General features: G+C 70.2%; 16 protein-coding genes and 1 pseudogene. 7 read left to right on the top strand and 10 right to left on the bottom strand.

Going from position 1 to position 22,142, the window contains the following annotated elements:
• Nucleotides 1-59: 59 nt before the first annotated feature.
• From NV348_RS28310 to NV348_RS28340, 7 genes are all read right to left on the bottom strand, one after another.
• A complete protein-coding gene (locus NV348_RS28310) occupies nt 60-1,694 on the bottom strand; it encodes a monocarboxylic acid transporter (RefSeq protein ID WP_447149579.1) in 1,635 nt (544 codons plus the stop codon).
• Entirely contained in the window at nt 1,691-2,047 is a 357-nt protein-coding gene (locus NV348_RS28315; RefSeq protein WP_447149580.1) for a DUF485 domain-containing protein, read from the bottom strand. Before NV348_RS28315 ends, NV348_RS28310 begins: the two co-directional genes overlap by 4 nt.
• A 227-nt stretch (nt 2,048-2,274) precedes the next feature.
• Nucleotides 2,275-4,029, bottom strand: coding sequence for a sodium/solute symporter (locus NV348_RS28320; protein ID WP_447149581.1), 1,755 nt, complete (start codon nt 4,027-4,029; stop codon nt 2,275-2,277).
• Nucleotides 4,030-4,172: 143 nt separating this feature from the next.
• On the bottom strand, nt 4,173-4,538 hold the full coding sequence (locus NV348_RS28325) for a hypothetical protein (RefSeq protein ID WP_447149582.1): 366 nt from the start codon (nt 4,536-4,538) through the stop codon (nt 4,173-4,175).
• A complete protein-coding gene (locus NV348_RS28330) occupies nt 4,535-5,332 on the bottom strand; it encodes a LytR/AlgR family response regulator transcription factor (RefSeq protein ID WP_447149583.1) in 798 nt (265 codons plus the stop codon). The genes NV348_RS28325 and NV348_RS28330 overlap by 4 nt, the downstream gene beginning before the upstream one ends.
• Nucleotides 5,333-5,386: 54 nt before the next feature.
• Nucleotides 5,387-5,908: a MepB family protein gene (locus NV348_RS28335; protein ID WP_447149584.1), complete on the bottom strand. Its 522-nt coding sequence runs from the start codon at nt 5,906-5,908 to the stop codon at nt 5,387-5,389.
• Nucleotides 5,909-5,971: 63 nt separating this feature from the next.
• Complete coding sequence (locus NV348_RS28340; protein ID WP_447149585.1) at nt 5,972-7,174, bottom strand: sensor histidine kinase; 1,203 nt, start codon at nt 7,172-7,174, stop codon at nt 5,972-5,974.
• A gap of 364 nt (nt 7,175-7,538) precedes the next feature.
• On the opposite strand from NV348_RS28340, the pseudogene dnaE reads away from it, so the two are divergent.
• The 4 genes and pseudogenes from dnaE (at nt 7,539) to NV348_RS28360 (ending at nt 16,304) form a co-directional block, all read left to right on the top strand.
• Nucleotides 7,539-11,034: pseudogene (gene dnaE / locus NV348_RS28345) on the top strand (DNA polymerase III subunit alpha).
• Between the two features lie 92 nt (nt 11,035-11,126).
• Nucleotides 11,127-13,055 carry a hypothetical protein gene (locus tag NV348_RS28350; protein WP_447149586.1) on the top strand — a complete coding sequence of 643 codons (1,929 nt, stop codon included), beginning with the start codon at nt 11,127-11,129 and terminating at the stop codon, nt 13,053-13,055.
• Between the two features lie 170 nt (nt 13,056-13,225).
• Nucleotides 13,226-14,977 carry a malto-oligosyltrehalose trehalohydrolase gene (gene treZ, locus NV348_RS28355; RefSeq protein ID WP_447149587.1) on the top strand — a complete coding sequence of 584 codons (1,752 nt, stop codon included), beginning with the start codon at nt 13,226-13,228 and terminating at the stop codon, nt 14,975-14,977.
• Between the two features lie 76 nt (nt 14,978-15,053).
• Entirely contained in the window at nt 15,054-16,304 is a 1,251-nt protein-coding gene (locus NV348_RS28360) for a serine hydrolase domain-containing protein (RefSeq protein WP_447149588.1), read from the top strand.
• Between the two features lie 21 nt (nt 16,305-16,325).
• On the opposite strand, the gene ilvA is transcribed toward NV348_RS28360, so the two are convergent.
• Together ilvA and NV348_RS28370 are read right to left on the bottom strand one after the other, a co-directional pair.
• On the bottom strand, nt 16,326-17,678 hold the full coding sequence (ilvA, locus tag NV348_RS28365; RefSeq protein WP_447149589.1) for a threonine ammonia-lyase IlvA: 1,353 nt from the start codon (nt 17,676-17,678) through the stop codon (nt 16,326-16,328).
• Nucleotides 17,679-17,768: 90 nt separating this feature from the next.
• Complete coding sequence (locus tag NV348_RS28370; protein ID WP_447149590.1) at nt 17,769-18,203, bottom strand: nitroreductase family deazaflavin-dependent oxidoreductase; 435 nt, start codon at nt 18,201-18,203, stop codon at nt 17,769-17,771.
• A gap of 96 nt (nt 18,204-18,299) precedes the next feature.
• Here NV348_RS28370 and NV348_RS28375 point away from each other — a divergent pair, with 96 nt between their 5' ends.
• Nucleotides 18,300-18,515: a hypothetical protein gene (locus NV348_RS28375; RefSeq protein WP_189034831.1), complete on the top strand. Its 216-nt coding sequence runs from the start codon at nt 18,300-18,302 to the stop codon at nt 18,513-18,515.
• On the opposite strand, the gene NV348_RS28380 is transcribed toward NV348_RS28375, so the two are convergent.
• Nucleotides 18,504-21,173 carry an AAA family ATPase gene (locus tag NV348_RS28380; protein WP_447149591.1) on the bottom strand — a complete coding sequence of 890 codons (2,670 nt, stop codon included), beginning with the start codon at nt 21,171-21,173 and terminating at the stop codon, nt 18,504-18,506. The genes NV348_RS28375 and NV348_RS28380 overlap by 12 nt on opposite strands.
• A gap of 158 nt (nt 21,174-21,331) precedes the next feature.
• On the opposite strand from NV348_RS28380, the gene NV348_RS28385 reads away from it, so the two are divergent.
• Together NV348_RS28385 and NV348_RS28390 are read left to right on the top strand one after the other, a co-directional pair.
• Nucleotides 21,332-21,688 (top strand): nuclear transport factor 2 family protein, encoded by a 357-nt coding sequence (locus tag NV348_RS28385; RefSeq protein WP_447149592.1) that lies wholly within the window; start codon nt 21,332-21,334, stop codon nt 21,686-21,688.
• Nucleotides 21,689-21,715: 27 nt separating this feature from the next.
• Entirely contained in the window at nt 21,716-22,141 is a 426-nt protein-coding gene (locus NV348_RS28390) for a hypothetical protein (RefSeq protein WP_447149593.1), read from the top strand.
• Nucleotide 22,142: the final 1 nt, after the last annotated feature.

Here is a 22,142-nt window from a genome sequence, read left to right on the forward strand (position 1 = left end):
CGAACAGGGGTGAGACCCGTGCCGGTGGTGGGGGAACCACCGGCACGGGCAGGGCAACGTCAGTGCGAGATCGCCTTCTCCGCACCGACGCCGGTCAGGGCCCGCACTTCCATCTCCGCGGCCTTGGCGGTGTCGACCTGCTCGCCACGGCCACCGGCGAAGGTGCCGACCACGCCGAGCGCGAAGGCCAGCGGGATGGACACGATGCCGGGGTTGGACAGCGGGAACCAGTGGAAATCGGTCCCGGTGATCATCGAGGTCTTGGTCCCCGACACCGCCGGGGAGAACACGATGAGCACGATGGTCGAGATCAGGCCGCCGTACATCGACCACAGCGCGCCGGTGGTGTTGAAGCGCTTCCAGAACAGCGAGTACAGGATCGTCGGCAGGTTCGCCGCCGCCGCCACCGCGAACGCCAGCGCCACCAGGAACGCGATGTTCTGGCCGTTGGCCAGGATGCCGAGCCCGATCGCGAGCACCCCGATCACCACGGCGGTGATCCGCGAGACCCGCACCTGCTTGCGCTCGTCGACGTTGCCCTTCTTGATCACGCTGGCGTAGATGTCGTGGGCGAACGAGGCCGAGGCGGTGATGGTCAGACCGGCCACGACCGCCAGGATCGTCGCGAACGCGACCGCCGAGATCACACCGAGCAGGATCACGCCGCCGAGTTCGAACGCCAGCAGCGGGGCCGCCGAGTTCTGGCCACCGGCCGCGGCGAGGATCTTGTCCGGGCCGACGATGGCCGCCGCGCCGTACCCGAGCACCAGGGTGAACAGGTAGAACGCGCCGATCAGGCTGATCGCCCAGACCACCGAGCGTCGGGCTTCTTTCGCGGTCGGGACCGTGTAGAAGCGCATCAGCACGTGTGGCAGACCCGCGGTGCCCAGCACCAGCGCCAGACCCAGCGACAGGAAGTTCAGCTTCGAGGTGTCGCTGCCGCCGTACTGCGCGCCGGGCGCGAGCACATCGCGGGCGGCGACCGCCTTGTTCGTCGACTCGCTCACCGATTCCTGCGCGGCACCGAGGATGTCGGAGAAGTTGAAGCCGAACTTCGCCAGCACCATCACCGTCATCAGCGCGGCGCCCGCGATCAGCAGCACCGCCTTGATGATCTGCACCCAGGTGGTGCCCTTCATGCCGCCGACCAGCACGTAGACGATCATCAGCACGCCCACGATCGCGATCACGACCGATTGGCCCGCGCGACTGGAGATGTCGAGCAGCAGCGCGACCAGACCGCCGGCGCCCGCCATCTGCGCCAGCAGATAGAACAGCGACACGGTCAAGGTGGTCAGCGCGGCCGCGGTGCGCACCGGGCCTTCCTTCAACCGGAAGCTGAGCACGTCGGCCATGGTGAATTTGCCGGTGTTGCGCAGCATCTCGGCCACCAGTAGCAACGCGACCAGCCAGGCGACCAGGAAGCCGATCGAGTACAGGAACCCGTCGTAGCCGTAGACGGCGATCGCGCCCGCGATGCCGAGGAAGCTGGCCGCCGACAGGTAGTCACCGGCGATGGCGATGCCGTTCTGCGGACCGGAGAAGCCACGACCGCCGGTGAAATAGTCGGCGGCACTGGCGTTGTTGCGGCTGGCCCGGATCACCACGACCATGGTGACCGCGACGAACAGCGCGAAGATGGCGATATTGGCGACGGGGTTACCCACCGTCGTGTCCGCGGCGAGAATGTTCACGCGCGGCCCTCCTCGAGAGATTCGCGAATGGCCGCGGCGCGCGGGTCCAGCTCACGATTGGCGAAACGGACGTAGAGCCCGGTGATCAGGAATGTGGAGACGAACTGCCCGAGGCCGAGCAGCAGACCCACGTTGATGTTGCCGAAGACCTTCGCCGCCATGAAGTCGTGCGCGTACGCGCCGAGCAACACATAGCTCAGGTACCACAGCAGGAACAGTGCGGTCATCGGGAAGACGAAGCGGCGCAGATGATTACGCAGATCCTGGAACTGCGGGCTCGCCTGCACGGCGAGCCATTCGTCGGCACCCGGCGTGCGCCGGTCGGGCGCTTGTGCGGTGTCGGTGTCGGTCATGCTGCGTCCTTGTGTGCACGCCCGAGAGGCCCTACGTGGTTACGCAGGCTGCCTCCTTCGGGCCTTGACTCGGTCATGCGATGTGGTCCTAGCGTGAGGGGGTCGTGCGTGGGATGACCGTAAGGTGCCGAGTATGAGCGCGGGATGATGTGGCGTGGGTCACTCGGTGAAGGTGGCCGCCGGTGCGGTGAACGGTCGCTATGGCGCGACGAACGGTCAGCGCGAGATCACCGGTCAGCGGCGGTTTCCGGCTCGCGATCAGCGCTCATACCGAGTCGTTCCGGCGCGTGCAGGCGCAGGAAGATCCCCGCGACCGCGCGCGGGTCCTGGCCCTTGGTCGCCAGGCTGACCAGGATCGTCACCGCGAACGCCAGTGGCACGCTGACCGCGCCCGGATAGTCCACGATCGCCGACGGCCAGCCACCGGCCAGCTCGGGCGAGACGCCGCCGAGGACGGCGAACACCGTCGCGCCCCCGGCGGTGATGCCGCCGGTGAGCAGGCCGCTCGCCGCGCCCGCCGCGGTCAGTCCACGCCACCAGATGCCGAGCACCAGCAGCGGACACAGGGTCGAGGCGGCCACCGAGAAGGCGAGCGCGACCGTGCGGGACAGGTCGAGCGAGGCGACGGTCAAGGCCAGCGTCAGCGGGACGAGCCCGGCGACCAGCGCGGCGGCCCGGAAATCCCGGATCCGTCCGCGCAGCACATCGGTACTGAGCACGCCCGCGAGACTGACCAGCAGCCCCGACGACGTCGACAGGAACGCCGCGATGGCGCCCGCCGCCGCGAGGGCTGCCAGCAGTTGGCCGCCGAGTCCACCGAGCACCGCGCCGGGCAGCAGGACCACCGCGGCGTCGGAGGCGCCGGTGATCAGCAGCTGCGGCACGTACAGCCGGGCGAACACGCCGAGCAGGATCGGGAACAGGTAGAAGACCCCGACCAGGCCGATCACCGTCAGCGCTGTCCGGCGCGCGGACGGACCGTCCCGGTTGGTGTAGAAGCGGACCAGCACATGCGGCAGCCCCATGGTGCCCAAGAACGTGGCCACGATCAGCGAGAACACCTGGTACTGCGGATGCTCTCCGCCGAACCCGCCACCCGGGGCCACCCAGCTCGCGCCGTCGGCGGGCGCGCCGGCGACCACCGGCACCGCCGAGCCCGGTTCCAGGATCAGTTCGGAGCCCTCGGTCAGGGTGTGGTCACCGGGGGTGAGCAGGACCGGCCCGTCCTCGACCCGCCCGTCGAGGGTGCCGGTGACGCTCACCAGCTGCGACACATCCAGGTGCACCACGACATCGGTCGAGATGTCGACCGTGGTGCGCTGGTCGACCACCGGCGGCGCCTGCGCGTCGACCGGCCGTTCGTCGGCCAGGAAATGCAGGCCGAGGACCAGTGCCGGCAGCGCCACCGCCGTCAGCTTCAGCCAGTACTGGAATGCCTGCACCAAGGTCACCGACCGCATGCCGCCGCCGATCACATTCGCCAGCACGATCGCCCCGACCGCGACGGCCCCCACCCACGGGGGGACCCCGAGCAGGATGTGCAGGGTCAGCCCCGCGCCCTGGAACTGCGGGATCAGGTATACCGCGCAGACCACGACGACCAGCCCGGCGGCCATGCGCCGCAACCGGATCGACCCCAGCCGGAACTCGGCGAAGTCGGGGACGGTGTAGGCCCCGGACCGGCGCAGTGGTGCCGCCACGAACATCAACAGGCCCAGATAGCCGGCCGTGAAGCCCACCGGGTACCAGAGCGCGTCGGCACCGTACTTCGCGATCAACCCGGCGACACCCAGAAACGAGGCAGCGGAGAGGTATTCGCCGGAGATCGCGGCGGCGTTCCAGCGCGAGCCGACTGTCCGGGACGCGACCAGGAAGTCGGAGGTGGTGCGTGAGAGGCGAACTCCGTAGAACCCGATCCCGATGGTGGCGAACGCGGCCATCAGCAGAGCCGCGATCGTGAGCGCCGAACTGTCCGGCATCATCGGAGCCGCCGCGTGGTCACCGTGGCTCGGGTCGCGAGTGGTGTGCGTCGCCGGGCCTGCGGCGCAGGCGCGCGACGCGCCATGGCGGTGGTGGCGGGGCCGATCAGCGCCGGGACATCGCGCCCCACGAAGGCGTCCACGCGTCAGTCCTCGGCCAGCTCGAGGAAGTCGTCCTCGTTGCGCTGTGCCAGCCGCACATACAGGCGGCCCACCGCGTACAGCGCGGGAAACGCGAGCGCGCCGAGCACGATCCAGGGCAGCCGGATGCCGAAGACGGTCGCCGCGGCGACCGTGTCGATCCCGAACAGCACCGGCAGTGCGCCGAAGACCGCGACCACGACCAGGCTCAGACGCAAGGCCAATCCGAGTTGTGCCCGGATCAGACCGCCGATCAGCGCCGTCCCGAGATCGGTCTGCTCCACCACCTCGGTGCGGGTACGGATCTGGCGCGCACCCCGCCGCTGCGCCAGCACCACCCGTTCCCGCGGCGGCCGCTGCGGACCCGTCACCGCTGCGACCAGTTCTGCCGCGGACCGTGCACCAGCCGCTGCTTGAGTTCGCGCACCTGCCGCCTGCTCACCGGCAGCTCCACCGCCCCGGCCGCGCCCTCGGCACGCAGGCAGACCACGGTCCCGGTTCCGGTGCTGCGCATCCCGGTGACCAGCCGCAAGGCCACCAGATACGACCGGTGCACGCGCAGGAATCCGGCGTCCTCCCATCGTGATTCGAGCGCCGAGAGCGGAATCCGCACCAGATGCGAGCCCGTACCGGTGTGCAGCCGCGCGTAGTCCCCATCGGCCTCGACCCACGCCACATCCGCCCGATGCACCAGCGTGGTCACCCCACCCAGCTCGACCGGAATCACCTCACTCGGATGCGCGGGCTCCGGCGGCGGCGCCGCGGGCACCGACACCCGGGCCGCCACGATCCGCCGCACCGCCTCGGCCAGCCGCGCCCCCCGCAGCGGCTTGAGCAGATAATCCACCGCCCCCAGATCGAACGCCGCCACCGCGTGATCGTCGTGCGCCGTCACGAACACCACCGCGGGCGGCTCGGCGAACTCCGACAGAATCCCCGCCAGCTCCATCCCCGTCAGCCCCGGCATATCGATATCCAGGAACACCGCATCGATCGGATGCGCCCGCAGCAACCGCAGCGCCCCCGTCGCCTCACCCGCCCGATGAATCTCCCCGACCCCGACCTGCGTACTCAGCAGATACACCAATTCGTCGAGCGCCGGCTTCTCGTCATCGACAGCGAGCACCCGCAGTGCGGTCGAGTTCTCATCGGTGTTCCAGGTCACAACCTGTCCATCGTAACCGGGCGGGTCGCGGACAACGCCCGAACCCTCGGCGTCCTATGCGTGGTAGAGCGCTCGCGCGCGAGCAGTGTCGATCGGACTGGCGTCGCCTATCGGCAGGAAGTGCTCGAGCTGCCATCGTTGGGTGTTGCCGGCCTGTGTGCTGGTCGGGGTCGACCACGGCGGGTAGACGCGGATCGCCCGTTTGCCGCCTGAACCATGGTGGGAAAGGACGTCGCGTGTTCGGAGGACCTCGCGGGGAAAGACGAATTGTCCGTACTGGTGGTCGTCGCGGACGCTGATGACGACAAGGTCGATGGGGTCTTCGGCGGCACAGGGCTCGATCGGTCCCTGCTCGGATCGCTTCCACAGGGTGACGAACTGGCCGACCTTCTTCGACGTCGTCTTCGCTACGCGGAATCTGACCGCGCGGTGGTCGACGGTGAATTCGTAGGCGCCGTATTCCTGGCTTTCCGCCTCCGGTCCGGGAGGCGAGCAGCTGAGCCCGCTCGGGTCGTAGACACGGAGCTTCGCCGCCAGCAGATCAGGATGAATTCCCTCGGCCCACTGGTCGGCCATTCCGGGTTCCGCAGCAGTTCCCACTCTGTCCCCTCTCTCTTCCCGGCATCGGACTGTCATGGGTCAGGCGCGGATTCCCGGGCGGAATTTCGGGACACGCATGCTGACTTTCGTGCCTGCGCCGGGGGCGGTGTCCACGACCAGACCGTAGTCGTTGCCGAAGGCGGCGCGGAGGCGGTCGTCGACGTTGGCGAGGCCGACGTGGGCGGCTTCGCCGGTGCGGGCGGGGCCGGTGCCGGTGTCGACGGCGTCGAGGGCGCCGGAGCGCAGGAGGTCGGGGTCCATGCCGATGCCGTCGTCCTCGACGCTGATCAGGCAGTCGGTGCCCGCGTCGGTGGCGACGATGCTGAGCTGGCCGCCGCGCCCGCCGCCGCCGAGCCCGTGCCGCACCGCGTTCTCCACCAGCGGCTGCAGGGCGAGGAACGGCAGCACCACGCCGAGTACCTCCGGCGCGATCTGCAGGCGCACGTCCAGGGCATCGCCGAAGCGCGCCTGTTCGAGGGCGAGATAGCGCTCGATATTGCGCAGTTCGTCGGCGAGGACGGTGAATTCGCCGGTGGCGCGGAAGGAATAGCGGGTGAAGTCGGCGAACTCGAGAATGAGTTCGCGCGCGCGATCCGGATCGGTGCGGACGAACGAGGCGATCGTGTTGAGCGCGTTGTAGATGAAATGCGGACTGATCTGCGCCCGCAACGCCCGCAGTTCGGCCCGGTCGACCCGGGCCCTGGAGGCGTCCAGCTCGGCCAGTTCCAACTGCCCGCAGGCATACCGGGCCACCTCGCCGGCCGCCCCCAGCATCCCCGGCCCCGGCTTCCCCGTCGTCACCATCCCGAGCGCCCCCACCGCCGCCCCGGTGTCGATCAGCAGCGGCTGCGCGATGAGCGAATGCTCGTCCCCGGTGACCAGCACGGCCCGCGCCTCGGCGATCGCCCGGCGCGCCGCCTCGGCGAACACCTCGACCATCTCCGTGTGCGGCCCGTCCCAGGCCAGCAACGTCGCGTCGGCATCCACGACCCCCAACGCCTCGGCCCCGGCCAGCGCCCGCAGATGCGGCGCCGCCGCCCCGGCCGCCTCCTCGCTCAGCCCCCGCCGCAACGGCACCGCCGCCAGCGACGCGGTATGCAAGGCCTGATGAACCGCCCGCTGCGCAGGCGTGGTCACCACCCGCTGGGTCCGCCGCCACACCAGCCCGGCGCCAACCAGCACGACCACCACACACACCAGCACCACTGCATTGGTCGTCACCGCGAACTCCCTCCTTTGCATACCGCGATCGATCCATTGCCACGTTGAGAACATGACTGTCCGACGACGCCGGACATCCGCTGCCAGCAGGGCTGGCATCCGCCGATTATGACCGCCGGGGCAGACCAGCGACAGGACGCCAAGGTGACTTCGGGGCAGGCCTGAGCTAGGACGCCTTTAGCAGTCCATTGGCTATGTATAGCCCTCTGAACTGCGGAAATGTAAGTATGTCGGTGGCTGCTGGAACAGTGCGCAAGGAGGATGGAGAACCCCAGCTAGACTCTCAACGCCGCTACGGCGGTGTTGAGAGTGCCGCAATCGAAAGGACATCTTGACCGTGTCGTCCGGGTCGTTCGTTCACCTGCACAACCACACCGAGTACTCCATGCTCGATGGTGCGGCGAAGATTTCGCCGCTGTTCGCGGAGGCGGAACGGCTGGGCATGACCGCCGTCGGCATGACCGACCACGGCAATATGTACGGCGCCTCGGAGTTCTACAACAGTGCCAAGAAGGCCGGCATCAAGCCGATCATCGGCATCGAGGCCTACATCGCGCCGGGTTCGCGGTTCGACACCAAGCGTGTGCAGTGGGGCGATCCGGGGCAGAAGAGCGACGACGTCTCGGGTTCGGGTGCCTACACCCATATGACGATGGTGGCCGAGAACGCCACCGGCCTGCGCAACCTGTTCAAACTGTCGAGCCTGGCCTCCATCGAGGGCCAGCTGGGCAAGTGGGCGCGCATGGACGAGGAGATCATCGCGCAGTACGCGGAGGGCATCATCGCCACGACGGGCTGCCCGTCGGGTGAGGTGCAGACCCGGCTGCGCCTCGGTCACGAACGCGAGGCGCTCGAGGCCGCCGCGAAGTGGCAGGAGATCTTCGGCAAGGAGAACTTCTTCCTGGAGGTGATGGACCACGGTCTGTCGATCGAGCGCCGGGTCCGCGAGGGCCTGATCAATGTCAGCAAGCAGCTCGACATCCCGCCGATCGCCACCAACGACTGCCATTACGTCACCAAGGATCAGTCGACCAATCACGAAGCGCTGCTGTGCATCCAGACCGGCAAGACGCTCTCGGACCCGACCCGCTTCAAGTTCGACGGTGACGGCTACTACCTGAAGTCGGCCGCGGAGATGCGCGCCATCTGGGACGCGGAAGTCCCCGGCGCCTGCGACAACACCGAACTCATCGGCGAACGCGTGCAGTCCTACGACGACGTGTGGGCCCACCGCGACCGGATGCCGGTCTTCCCGGTGCCCGAAGGTCACACCCAGGCCAGCTGGCTGCGCAAGGAAGTCCTCGACGGACTGGATCGCCGGTTCCCCGACGGCCCGCCGCAGGACTACCTCGCCCGCGCCGACTACGAGCTCGGCGTCATCTGCGAAATGGGTTTCCCCGCCTACTTCCTCGTCGTCGGTGACCTGATCCGCCACGCCCTCGACGTCGGCATCCGCGTCGGTCCCGGCCGTGGTTCGGCCGCGGGCTCGCTGGTCGCCTACGCGATGGGCATCACCAATATCGACCCGATCCCGCACGGCCTGCTGTTCGAGCGATTCCTCAACCCCGAGCGCGTGTCGATGCCCGATATCGATATCGACTTCGACGATCGCCGCCGCGGTGAGATGGTCCGCTACGCCACCGAGAAGTGGGGCAGCGACCGGGTCGCCCAGGTGATCACCTTCGGCACCATCAAGACCAAGGCCGCGATCAAGGACTCCGCGCGAGTCCTGTTCGGCCAGCCCGGTTTCGCCATCGCCGACCAGATCACCAAGGCGCTGCCGCCGCCGATCATGGCCAAGGACATCTCGGTCTCGGGCATCACCGATCCGGACCACGAGCGCTACAAGGAAGCGGCCGAGGTCCGCGAGCTCATCGGCTCCAATCCCGATGTCGCCAAGATCTACGAGACCGCGCGCGGCCTGGAGGGCCTGATCCGCAACGCGGGCGTGCACGCCTGCGCGGTCATCATGTCGTCGGAACCGCTCACCGACGCGATCCCGGTGTGGAAGCGGGCGCAGGACGGTGCGATCATCACCGGCTGGGACTATCCGTCGTGTGAGGCCATCGGTCTGCTGAAGATGGACTTCCTGGGTCTGCGCAACCTCACCGTCATCGGTGACGCCCTGGAGAACATCAAGGCCAACCGCGGCATCGATCTCGACATGGATCACCTGCCGCTCAACGACCCGGCCACCTACGAACTGCTCGCCCGCGGCGACACGCTCGGTGTGTTCCAGCTCGACGGCAGTGCCATGCGCGATCTGCTGCGCCGCATGCAGCCCACCGGCTTCGAGGACATCGTCGCCGTCCTCGCGCTGTATCGCCCCGGCCCGATGGGCATGAACGCCCACAACGACTACGCCGACCGCAAGAACGGGCGCCAAGAGGTCAAACCGATCCACCCCGAGCTCGAAGAGCCGCTGAAAGAGATCCTGGCCGACACCTTCGGCCTGATCGTCTATCAGGAACAGATCATGCAGATCGCGCAGAAGGTCGCCGGGTACTCCCTCGGCCAGGCCGATATTCTGCGCCGCGCCATGGGTAAGAAGAAGCTCTCGGTGCTGGAGGAGGCCTACGCGGGCTTCCGCGAGGGCATGCTCGCCAACGACTTCTCCGAGCCCGCGATCAAGGCGCTGTGGGACACCATCCTCCCGTTCGCTCGGCTACGCGTTCAACAAGTCGCACGCCGCCGGCTACGGCCTGGTCTCCTTCTGGACCGCCTACCTCAAGGCCAACTACCCGGCCGAGTACATGGCCGGGCTGCTCACCTCCGTCGGTGACGACAAGGACAAGGCCGCGATCTACCTGTCGGACTGCCGCAAGATGGGCATCACGGTGCTGCCGCCGGATGTCAACGAGTCCGAGCAGAACTTCGCCTCGGTCGGCAAGGACATCCGCTTCGGTCTGGGCGCGGTCCGCAACGTCGGCGCCAACGTGGTGTCCTCGATCATCGCCGCGCGCAAGGAGAAGTCGAAGTTCACCGACTTCTCCGACTACCTGAACAAGATCGACGCGATCGCCTGCTCCAAGAAGGTCACCGAATCGCTCATCAAGGCGGGCGGTTTCGACTCGCTCGGGCATCCGCGCAAGGGCCTGCTGCTGATCCACTCCGATGCGATCGACGCGGTGATGTCGACGAAGAAGGCCGAGGCGATCGGCCAGTTCGACCTGTTCGGCGGTCTGGACGACGGTGACGACTCGGTCGCCTCGGTGTTCAACGTGAAGGTCCCCGAGGACGAATGGGAGACCAAGCACAAGCTCGCCCTGGAGCGAGAGATGCTGGGCCTCTACGTCTCCGGGCACCCGCTCAACGGCGTCGAGCACGTGCTGGCCGCCCAGGTCGACACCCCCATCCCGGCGATCCTGGAAGGCGACGTCAAGGACGGCGCGCAGGTCACCATCGGCGGCATCCTCGCCTCGGTGAACCGGCGCATCAACAAGAACGGCCTGGCCTGGGCTTCCGCGCAGCTCGAGGACCTCACCGGTGGCGTGGAGGTGCTGTTCTTCCCGCAGTCGTACTCGGTCTACGGCATGGACGTGGTCGAGGACGCCGTGGTACTGGTCAAGGCGCGCGTGTCGGTGCGTGACGACCGCATCTCGCTGATCGCCAACGACCTTGTCGTGCCCGATCTTTCGGCGATCGGGGTGGCCAAGCCGGTGGCCGTGGTCATGACGACCAGGATGTGCACCCCGGACAAGATCGGTGAGCTAAAGAAGGTGCTCTCGCGCCATCCCGGCACCTCCGACGTGCATGTCCGCCACGTCGGCGCCAGAGAGAAGACCACCCTGCTCAAGCTCGACGACAGCTGGCGGGTGAGCCCGTCCTCGGCATTGATGGGGGATCTGAAGGCACTGCTCGGTCCCGGCTGCCTGGGCTGAGCCGGTCGCGCGGTGATCCCGGTGTCGCTGATCGTGATGCCTCGGCGGGTGCTGATCGAAACCCGGCGGGCGACGGGCTAGCGTCGAGAGACGTGACGTCAGCGACTCGGCTCGATTCGCCACCACGACCCGCGAGGCCCGCGCGGCCGCGCCCGCGGGTGCCGCCGCGGGCCGTACTGCTCGTCGCGGCCGGGCTGATCGTGGCCCAGCTGGTTCTGCGCGGCTGGGTCGCGGCGTCGGGGTTCTTCTACTGGGACGACTTCATCCTGATCGGCGAAGTGGGGCGGCATCCGCTGTGGTCGGCCGAGTTGTTGTTCACCAGCCACGACGGACACGTGATGCCATTGGCGTTCGTGCTGACCTGGGTGGTGACCGCGGTGGCGCCCTTCCAGTGGGGTGCGGCGGCGGCTGTCCTGGTCCTCCTACAGCTGCTCGCCTCGCTCGCGGTGCTGCGGCTGCTCGTCGTGTTGCTCGGGACCGGGCCGCGCCTGCTGGTGCCGTTGACCTTCTACCTGTTCGTGCCGTTGACGGTGCCCGCCTTCGCCTGGTGGTCGGCCGCGGTGAACGCGCTGCCGCTGCAGATCGCGCTCGCCTGGGTGAGCGCGGACGCGATCCGGCTCGTGCGGACAGGGCGCAGGCGGTACGCGGTGTCGGGCGCGGCGGTGGCCGCGGTGGCGCTGCTGTGCTTCGAGAAGGCGGTGGTGGTGCTGCCGGTCGCGTTCGCGGTGGTGGCGCTGTCGGCCTCCGTGTCCGGCGAATCGGTGCGCGCGGCTGCCCGGCGCGGCGCCGCCCTGTGGACGGCCGCGGGCGCGGTACTGCTGGCGTGGTCGGCCTTCTTTCTGCTGGTCATCCAGCGTCCGCGCGGACTTTCCCGGCCCGAACAGCCCACCGCGCTGCTGCGCCAGGCACTCTCGGACGGCCTGGTACCCGCCCTGTTCGGGGGACCGTGGCGGTGGGAGCGCTGGCAGCCGGCCACCCCGTGGGCCGCTCCGCCCGGCCTCGCTGTCGCGCTGTGCTGGGTGGGGCTGATCCTGTTCGCGGCGTGGACGATCCGCACGCGCGTCCGGGTCGGTGCGGTCTGGGTGTGCGCCGCCGCGTACGTTGTGTCGACTGTCGCGCCCGTCGTGGTGCTGCGTGATGGTCCGGGCACCGCGGCGCTGCTCCTGCAGTCCATGCGGTACTTCGCGGATGTCGCCGTCATCGCCTGTGTGGGACTCGCCCTGATCATCACTGCCTCGCACCGCGTGCCTCGCGGTAGGCGAACCGGCACCCCGGCGGCCGATGGCGTTCGTGTCGACGGCAGGGAGGACTTGCCCGGCGGTGCGGCGGATGACGGCTGGGGAATTCCGCGCGGTGGCGGGCTCGTGGTGCGGGGTCTTGCGGTGCGGGCGGTCATGACCGTGGCGGCGACCGTGCTCTTCGTCGTGAGCAGCGTGTATTCGACCATCACCTTCACCCACTCCTGGGAGCCGAGCCCGGCCCGCGCCTACGTCACCGGGGTGCGCGCCGCACTCCCGGGTACGGACGCGCCGCTGCTGCCGCAGGAGGTCCCGTGGAATGTACTGAACCCCCTGGCCTTCCCCCAGAACATGACCGACCGGGTGTTCGCCCCGCTCGCGGGTCCGGACACTTTCGCCCGGTCGACACCGCACCTGCGGATGTTCACCGACGACGGCGAACTCGTCGACGCCCAGGTGTGGTGGAACCGCTCGATCGTGCCCGCCCCGGAACCCGGGTGCGGTTACCGGATGACGCCCGGCCAGGCGGTCCGGCTGCCCTTGGACGGACCGATGCAGATCCGTGAGTGGACCGCCCAGCTGAACTACCTGGCCGACCGCGACGGCACGATCGCCGTCTCGTTCGAGGGCGCCGCCGAAACCGTCGCCGAGGTCAGGGCTGGCCTGCACCCGGTCTACCTCCGCCTGCTCGGTGGCGGCACCGCCCTGCGTGTCCGCGCACTCACCCCCGACCTCGAGTTGTGCTTCGGCGCAGGACCGGTCGGCGTCGTGGCCCACGGTTGACCCGTTTACTCCTGCGGCGCGCCACCCGAAATCCCCGGTCGGCTCCGACGCAGCTGTGCCCGCCGGTCCATCGCGGGGCCGCCAGGTCGAAATGTCCGCCGCGCCGGGGAGGGCAGCGCGGTGGCGCCGGTCGCCCTGCCCGATGACCGCGCGCATGCGATGCTGGGGCCATGAGGCAGTTTCGGGTGTGGGCGCCGGCGGCGGGGGCGGTGCGGCTGCAACTGGACGGGGTGACACACGCGATGCGGCGCAATGGGGGCGGGCGCTGGTCGGTCACCGTCGATGCAGGTCAGGGTGCTCGCTACGGGTTCCTGATCGACGACGATCCGACGGTACTGCCCGACCCGCGCTCGCCGCGCCAGCCCGACGGCGTGCACGAACCCTCCGCCGTGCACGACCTGGACCCGGCGGTCTGGACCGACCAGAACTGGACCGGCCGGCAGCTGGCCGGTTCGGTGTTCTACGAACTGCACATCGGCACCTTCACTCCGGACGGCACCTTCGACGCGGCGATCGACCGGCTCGATCACCTGGTCGCCCTCGGCGTCACCACGGTCGAGCTGATGCCGGTCAACGCCTTCGACGGCACCCACAACTGGGGCTACGACGGCGTGCTCTGGTACGCGGTGCAGGAGAGCTACGGCGGTCCCGACGGCCTGCAACGCTTCGTCGACGCGTGCCACGCGCGCGGCCTGGCGGTCTGCCTGGACGTGGTCTACAACCATCTCGGCCCCTCCGGGAACTACCTGCCCCGCTTCGGCCCCTACCTCGCCTCGGGCCACAACACCTGGGGCCAGAGCCTGAACCTGGACGGTCCCGGTTCCGACGCCGTCCGCCGCCACATCATCGACAACGCCCTGCGCTGGCTGCGCGACTTCCACATCGACGCGCTGCGCATCGACGCCGTGCACGCACTGGTCGACCGCACCGCGACCCACCTGCTCGAAGAACTCGTCGTCGAAACCACCGCGCTGTCAGCGCATCTGGGCCGCCCGCTGAGCCTGATCGCCGAGAGCGACCTCAACGATCCCCGCCTGATCACGCCCCGCGCGGCAGGTGGCTACGGACTGACCGGCCAGTGGAACGACGACCTGCACCACGCGGTGCACACGGCCGTTTCCGGCGAACGGCAGGGCTACTACGCCGATTTCGGCTCCCTGGCCTGTCTCGCGCAGACCCTCACGCACGGGTTCTTCCACGCCGCGACGTATTCCAGCTTCCGTGGCCGCACCCACGGCACGCCGATCCCGCGCGACCTGATTCCCGGCAGTGCCCTGCTCGGCTACACCTGCACCCACGACCAGATCGGCAACCGGGCCGTCGGCGACCGCCCGAGCGCCTACCTCACCCCGGGTCAGCTCGCGGTGAAGGCGGCGCTGGTGCTGCTCTCGGCGAGCACACCGATGCTCTTCATGGGCGAGGAATGGGGTGCGCAGACCCCGTTCCAGTTCTTCACCTCGCACACCGACCCGGTCGTCGCCGCGGCCACCGCGACCGGACGCCGGGCCGAGTTCGCCGAGCACGGCTGGGCCACCGACGAGGTACCGGACCCGCAGGACCCGGACACCTTCACCCGTTCCAAGCTGGACTGGACCGAACCGACGCGCGAACCGCACGCGCGGCTGCTCGCCTGCTATCGCGCCCTGCTCGCCCTGCGCAGTTCCAGGTCCGAGTTCACCGACCCCTGGCTGGAACGGGTCTGGGCCGACTACGACGAGGCGGATCGCTGGTTCGTGCTGCGGCGCGGCCGGATCTCGGTGGTGTGCAACCTGTCCGAGGACGAGGCCGTGATCCCGGTGCACGGGCGGGTCCTGCTGGCCTGGGCGCCCGCTACCGAATCCGGTGCGGGAACGCTCATTTCGGGACACAGCTTCGCCGTCCTGGAGGAGAGTGAGGGCGCGGGGGCCGTGGTCACGCAGTGATGCGGTCAGGGCACGGCTCGGCTACAATCCGCAGCCGACCGTTGCTCTGGCGAACGGACGTCCGTACTGTTGAGCGATGAGCAACGACGCTTACGGGCAGGACAGTGCTGCCCTTCCGGCCGGTGTGGGCGGTTACGCCGCGGCCGGATTCGGTCCGCTGGTGCGCGCCTTCGCCACCCTGATCGGCCGTCGCCGCGCCGCGGGCGGCGCCATCGCGATCTATCGGCACGGCGAACCCCTGGCCCATCTGTGGACCGGTAGCGCGGGGGACCGGCCGTGGACCGCGGATACCGCGCCCATCGTGTTCTCCGCGACCAAAGGTGTCGCCGCCACCGTCATCCACCGGCTCGCCGATCGCGGCCTGATCGACTACCAGGCGCCGGTCGCCGAATACTGGCCGCGATTCGCCGCGCGCGGCAAGGGCAAGATCACCGTCGCCGACGTGCTCACCCACCGCGCCGGCCTGTCCTCGTTGCCCGCCGTCGCCGCCACCGCCGCCGAGTCCCTCGATCACGAACTCATGGAGGACCGGCTCGCGCTGGCCGCCCCCGACCGGCTGCGCGGCATCCCGACCTACCACGCGCTGACCTACGGCTGGCTGCTGGCCGGGTTGGCCAGGGCCGCCACCGGGCAGAGCATGAGCGAGCTCATCCGCAGCGAGGTCACCGATCCGCTCGGCATCGACGGCATCCACCTGGGCCGCCCGGCCGCCGGTTCATCGACCGAGTACGCGCGGCTGGCCGGCACGCACCTGAGCGTGGCGGGCCACCCGATCGCCGCCGGATTCCTCGACCGGATCGGCCAGCGGATCCCCGGCCCGCTCGGCGCGGCGGCCCGCTGCCTGTTCGTTCCCGGTCTGGACAGCATCCTCGACGGCGACGACCCGGCGATCCTCGACTCCGAGATGCCCGCGGGCAACGGCGTGTGCACCGCGTCGGGGCTGGCCAGGATGTACTCCGCGCTGGCCGACGGGCTCACCGTCGACGGCAGGCCGTTCCTGGCGCCGGGCACCCACCGGTCGATCCGGCGCGTGCAGACCTACCGCCTCGACCACGCCCTGTTCTACTTCCCGATGATGTGGCACCTCGGCTACCACTCGATGCCGGTGCCCGGCGCGCGCAACGCCTTCGGCCACATCGGGCTCGGCGGGTCCTTCGGCTGGGTCGACCCGCAGTCGGGACTCTCGGTCGCCTTCGTGCACAACCGCCTCGACCAGGGACTGCTGCCCTACGACCAGCTCGCCATGGGCTGGCTGCTACCGCTGGCCGTGGCGGGCGCGCGCGCGTCCCGCTCGGCCGCGCAGCGCCCGGACCGCGCCGCGGCGTAGTCCGGGGCTGTCGAGCCTCGTCTAGGTGAGGTAGCGGTACGCGGGAGAACCCGGTTCCAGGCGCTCGGCCTGGATCGGGGACTCCTCGATGCGATGCAGCAGCGACGCCAGATCGTCGGTGGCGCCGAGCTCGATACCGACCAGTGCCGCCCCGGTCTCCCGGTTGTTGCGCTTGACGTACTCGAACATGGTGATGTCGTCGTCGGGGCCGAGCACGTCGTCGAGGAAGCGGCGCAGCGCACCGGGTTCCTGCGGGAAGTCGACGAGGAAGTAGTGCTTGAGGCCCCGGTGCACCAGCGAGCGCTCGATGATCTCGCCGTAGCGGGAGACATCGTTGTTGCCGCCGGAGACCAGCACGACCACCGTCGAGCCGGGCTCGATCTCGATCTCGGCCAGCGCCGCGGTGGCCAGCGCGCCCGCGGGCTCGGCGATGATGCCCTCGTTCTGGTACAGGTCGAGCATCGCGGTGCAGATCGCGCCCTCGTCGACCTGCATCATCCGGAAAGAGGCTGTGCCGGTGGGGGATTCGGTGGTGGTGAGCAGCGGCAGCGAAGCGTGCGAGACCACCCGGCCGCCGAACGAGGACGCCGCCTGATACGGCAGTTCGCCGATGCGGCGCACGGCGGCGCCGTCGACGAACGGGTCGATCTCGGGCAGCGTCACCGGGCTGCCGGCCACCAGCGCGGCGGTCATCGAGGCCGCGCCCGCGGGCTCGACGCCGAGCAGACCGGCCTGCGGCGCGCGTTCGCGCAGATAGGTGCCGATGCCGGCGAGGCAGCCGCCGCCACCGACCGGAACGATGACCAGATCGGGCGCCGTGCCCAGCTGCTCGAGGAACTCGGCGGCGATGGTGCCCTGGCCCGCGGCGGTGCGCGGATCGTCGAACGGCGGCACCATGGTCGCGCCGGTGCGGGCAACATCGTCGGCGGCGGCCGCGGCGGCCGCGTCGTAGGTCTCGCCGATGGCGATCAGTTCGACGAACTCGCCGCCGTGCACGCGGATGCGATCGCGCTTCTGCTTCGGAGTGGTGGTCGGCACGTAGATGCGCCCGCGCACGCCCATGGCCTGACAGGCGAAGGCCACGCCCTGGGCGTGATTGCCCGCGCTGGCCGCTACCACACCGGCCGCGCGCTCGGCGGCGGTGAGCTGGACCATCAGGTTGTAGGCGCCGCGCAGCTTGTACGAGCGCACCGCGGTGAGGTCTTCGCGCTTGAGGTAGACCTGCGCACCGGTGCTCGCCGACAGCCGCGCGGAGTACTGCAGCGGTGTCGGCTCGATGATGTCGGAAATTCGCTTGGCGGCGGCGTCGATCTCGTCCGCGGTCAGCGGCGGACGGGTTACGGACACTTCGGCGACGTCAGCGATGGGGGACACCCGGTAAATGCTACCGAGGCGGGTCTGGCGCCTCGAGAGCGCGCCTCCCGTCGCCGGGCCCGTCGCGGTGACGGGCCCGGCGACGCGGTGTCAGCGTGGAGTGAGGACGAAGACGGGGATCTGGCGATCGGTCTGCTTCTGGTACTCGGCGTAGTCCGGCCACACCGCGACCGCGCGTTCCCACCACAGCGCCTTCTCGTCGCCGAAGACCTCGCGAGCGGTGTAGTCCTTGGTGGCGGTGCCGTCGCGCAGTTCGACATGCGGCTCGGCCTTGATGTTGAAATACCAGACCGGGTGCTTGGGCGCGCCGCCCAGCGAGGCGACGACGGCGTACTCGCCGTCGTGCTCGACGCGCATCAGCGGGGTCTTGCGGAGCTTGCCGGTCTTGGCGCCCTTGGTGGTCAGCAGGATGACGGGCTTGCCCTGCAGCGAGGTGCCTTCGGCTCCGCCGGAGTTCTCGTAGGTCTCGGCCTGGGTCCGAGCCCAGTCCGAAGTGCTCGGTGCGTACTCTCCAGTCAGTGGCATGACCTGCACAACGATCGGTGGCGATGTGATGTTCCCGACAGGGCCGCCCAGGAAAGTTCGGTGGTCCGAACTTCGATGTCCGTCTATCCTGTGTGCATGGCAGTGGTCACCCCATCGGCAGCCTCCGCGACGGTCGACATCGCGGGCAGTGCGTGGCCGGTCTACAAGCTCGAGGCGCTGGTCGCCGGGCTCGTCGTCGGTGCCCTGCTGCTGCTGATCCTCGGTTCGGCACAGTCCGCCGTGCTCGCCGCGGCCGCCGTCGCCGCGCTGCGCTGGTCGGTCGGCGCCGCCAGGGCGCACTCACTCCGCTAGGTCGAGCTCGCGCAGCTCCCCGCGGGAGAGCACCCCCAATTTCGGATACGCCTTGTACAGGTGGTGCCCGACCGTGCGGTGACTCAGGAACAACCGCGCCGCGATCTCCCGGTTCGACAAGCCCTGCGCCGCCAGTCGCACGATCTGTGATTCCTGCGGGGTGAGCACGCTGAGCGGGCCGCCTGCCGGGCGGGCGGCGGCGCCGACCCCGAGTGCGGCGAGTTCGGTACGGGTGCGTTCCCGCCACGGCGCGGCGTCGAGCCGGTCGAACAGGTCGAGGGCCTGTTCCAGCTGGGTCCGCGCGTCGAGCTTGCGTTTGTCGCGTCGCAGCCATTCGCCGTAGAGCAGCCGGGTGCGGGCCTCGTCGAACGGGCGCTGGGCCGCCAGCGCGGCGAGGAAGTGCCGCTCGGCATCGGCACCCTCGGCGAGGATCGCGGCGCCCCTGGCGGCCAGCGCCGCGATCCACTCCTGACCGGCCCGCGCCGACCACGCCACGAGCTGTTCCTGCGCCGCGACCGCCCGCTCGGTGTCGCCGAGCCGCACCGCCACCTCGACCTGGTCGGCCAGTGTGCGCAGCCCGCTGACATGATGCCGGGCCGGTTCGACGGTCATGTGGTCCAGTTCGGCCTGCGCCTGGTCCAGCCTGCCCTGCCCGAGCGCGAGCAGCGCCAGCGCCGCGTGCGTCCACGGCGCGCCTACCGCCTGCGCCCCACCGAAGCCCTCGCCGACCGCGCGATCGGCGTAGGCGCGACAGGACTCCTCGTCGCCGCGCAGCGCGGCCGTGAAGGCCAGGAACGCGGTGAGCTGGCTGATCCACTGCGGCTGACCGATGTCCTCGGCGATCCGCAGTCCCTCCTCGGCGGCGATCCGGCTCTCGCCCGGCCGGCCACCGAACAGCTCGGCTTCGGAGCGGAAGAACAGCAGGGGCGGGAGCAGCGCGATCCGGCCCTGCTCCCTGGCCTCGCCGATGAGCGCGTCGGCCAGCTCGCCGACCTGGTCGTCCTGGCCGACGACGAGCCCGCTGCCGCACAGCTGGACGAGGTCGGCGGGACTGTCGGCGCCGTTCGCGCGGGCCGCCTCCGCCGCCGCCCGCAGCTCGACGGTGCGCTGCCCGGCCACCGAGCCGGTCAGATAGCGCACGATCGGGGTGACCGGGTCGTCGGCGTCGAGCCGCAGCGTGGCCAGCAAGGCCGCGACCTCGTCGAGCTCGGCGGGACCGAGATACCAGGCGGTGTGCACCGCCCGGGTGACGATGCGCGCCGCGGCCCGCGGATCGGTCTCCCGTGCGGCCACCGCCATCAGGCGCCGATGCGCGGAACCCGGTTTGCCCGCCGCGAATTCGGCCTGCGCGCGCACCACGTCGAGGCGCGCCTCGATCGCGTCGTCGGTCGCCATCGCCGCGGCGCGCTCGGCCAGTCGCGCGGCCTGGTCGGTGAGCCCGGCCGCGGTGGCGGTCTCGGCGGCCAGGACGAGTCGGCGCAACCGGGCGCCGCTGCCGGCACTGAGCGCCGCGGCCCGGTCGTAGGCGGCGACCGCGCCGTGGAATCCATTGCGGCGCCTGGCCCGGTCGGCGGTGCGCTCCAGCGCGGTGGCCGCGGCTTCGTCGGGACCGGTCGCGGCGCAGGCGAGATGCCAGGCGCGCAGGTCGGCGGTGTCGGCGTCGTCGAGCGCGGCGGCGAGGGCGCGGTGGGCGGCCAGACGCTCGGTGAGCGCCGAACCCTGATAGACGGCGGCGCGGGAGAGCGGATGACGCCAGGTCAGCACCTGCCCGTCGGTGCGCACCAGCTCGGCGTCCTGCGCCCGCTGCAGGTCGTCGAGTCCCGCACCGAGGGTCGCGGCGGCGCGCAGTACCGGGGCCAGGTCCTCGGCGACCGCGGCCGCGGCGACCAGCAGGATGGTCCTGGTCGCCGCGGGCAGGCGGGCGACCCGGCCGTGGAAGGCCAGCTGGAGTCGCTGGGTCAACGGCAGCGGGTTCGGATCCGCCGCGTTCCCCGCCGCGGCCGGAAGTTCCAGCAGGGCAAGGGGATTGCCGCCCGACTCGGCGAGCAGCCGATAGCGCGTCGCGGGCGACAGCCGGGTCGGGCCCGCGTCGAGCAGCGCCGCGGCGGCGTCGGCGCACAAACCGGACAGTGCCAGTTCGGGCAGCCCCGGCGCGGGGAAATCGTCGGGGCCGGACCGGGTGGCGAACAGGATCACCACGCCCTCGGCGTCGAGTCGGCGCGCGGCGAACAGCAGGGTCTGGGCCGTCGCCCGATCCAGCCAGTGCGCGTCGTCGATCAGCACCAGCAGGGGTCCCTCGGCCGCTTCCTCGGCCAGCAGCGTCAGCACGGCCAGACCGATCAGCATGAGATCCGCGGGCGTGCTGTCGCCCAGCCCGAACGCGGCGTCCATGGCGTCGCGCTGCCGTGGTGGCAGCTGCCGCACCAGTTCCATCGCCGGCCGCACCAGCAGATGCAGTGCCGCGAAAGACAATTCGGCCTCGGACTCGATGCCGGCGCTGCGGATCGCCGGAATGCCCTGCGCCGCCGCGTAATCCAGCAGGGCGGTCTTGCCGATCCCGGCCTCACCGCGCAGGACCAGCGCGCCGCTGCGTCCGGCGCGCGCCCCGGTGAGCAGGTCATCGATCGTGGCCTGTTCGGTGTCGCGTCCGTGCAGCATGCGCACCACGGTAGCGCCGTACCGGTACCGGCGGTATGCGCGTGGCGAGAAGTACCTATAGACGACTGATTCGGCCGACCCCCGCCGCGCCATAACGTAGGTGTCATCGCAGGAACAACCCGCGAAACACCAGCTCACAGCACATTTCGGAGGTCGAGATGAACACCGTCGTCGCGCAGTACCTGGAGGCCTGGAACACCCGCGAACCCGGCGCCCGCCGCGCCGCGGTCACCCGCCTGTTCACCCCCGAGGCCCGCTACGTCGACCCGCTCGTCGCCGTCACCGGCCACGCCGAGCTCGAGGCCGCCATCGCCGGGGTGCAGACCCAGTTCCCCGACTGGACCTTCCGCCTGGCCGGCCCAGTCGACGCCCACCACGACCAGGTGCGCTTCACCTGGGGCCTCGGCCCCGCCGACGGTGACGCCGTGGTGATCGGCTTCGACGTCGCCGTCCTCACCGACGGCCGCATCGACAGTGTCTACGGCTTCCTCGACCAAGTCCCCGCCTCCGCCTGACACCCCGCACAACCAAGGAGATCCGCCATGACCACCGCCTCCGCCCCGTCCCGCCTGTCCACCCTGCTCACCCCGGGCGAGCCGCTACTGCTGCTCTCGCTGCGCCTCGACGCCGTCGTCACCACCGGCAACGGCGTCGCCTACCTCGCCCTGGCACCGCTGCTGGAGCGGCTGCTCGGCCTCGACTCCCGGGCCGGACTCGCGATCGGCGCCTTCCTCACCGCCTACGGCCTCGCGGTCGCGGTGGTCGGCCGGAAGCCGCCGGTGTCCCGGACCGGGGCGGCGGCGGTCGCGATCGGCAACGCGACCTGGGTCGTGGCGAGCCTGGTCGCCGTGGTCACCGGAGCCCTCGGGCTGACCGTGGCCGGGGCGGTGTGGGGGGTGCTGCAGGCGGTCACCGTCGGCGCCTTCGCCGCACTGCAGTACCGCGGACTGCGCGGTACCGGCCACTGAG

The organism is Nocardia fodinahabitans (assembly GCF_052983615.1).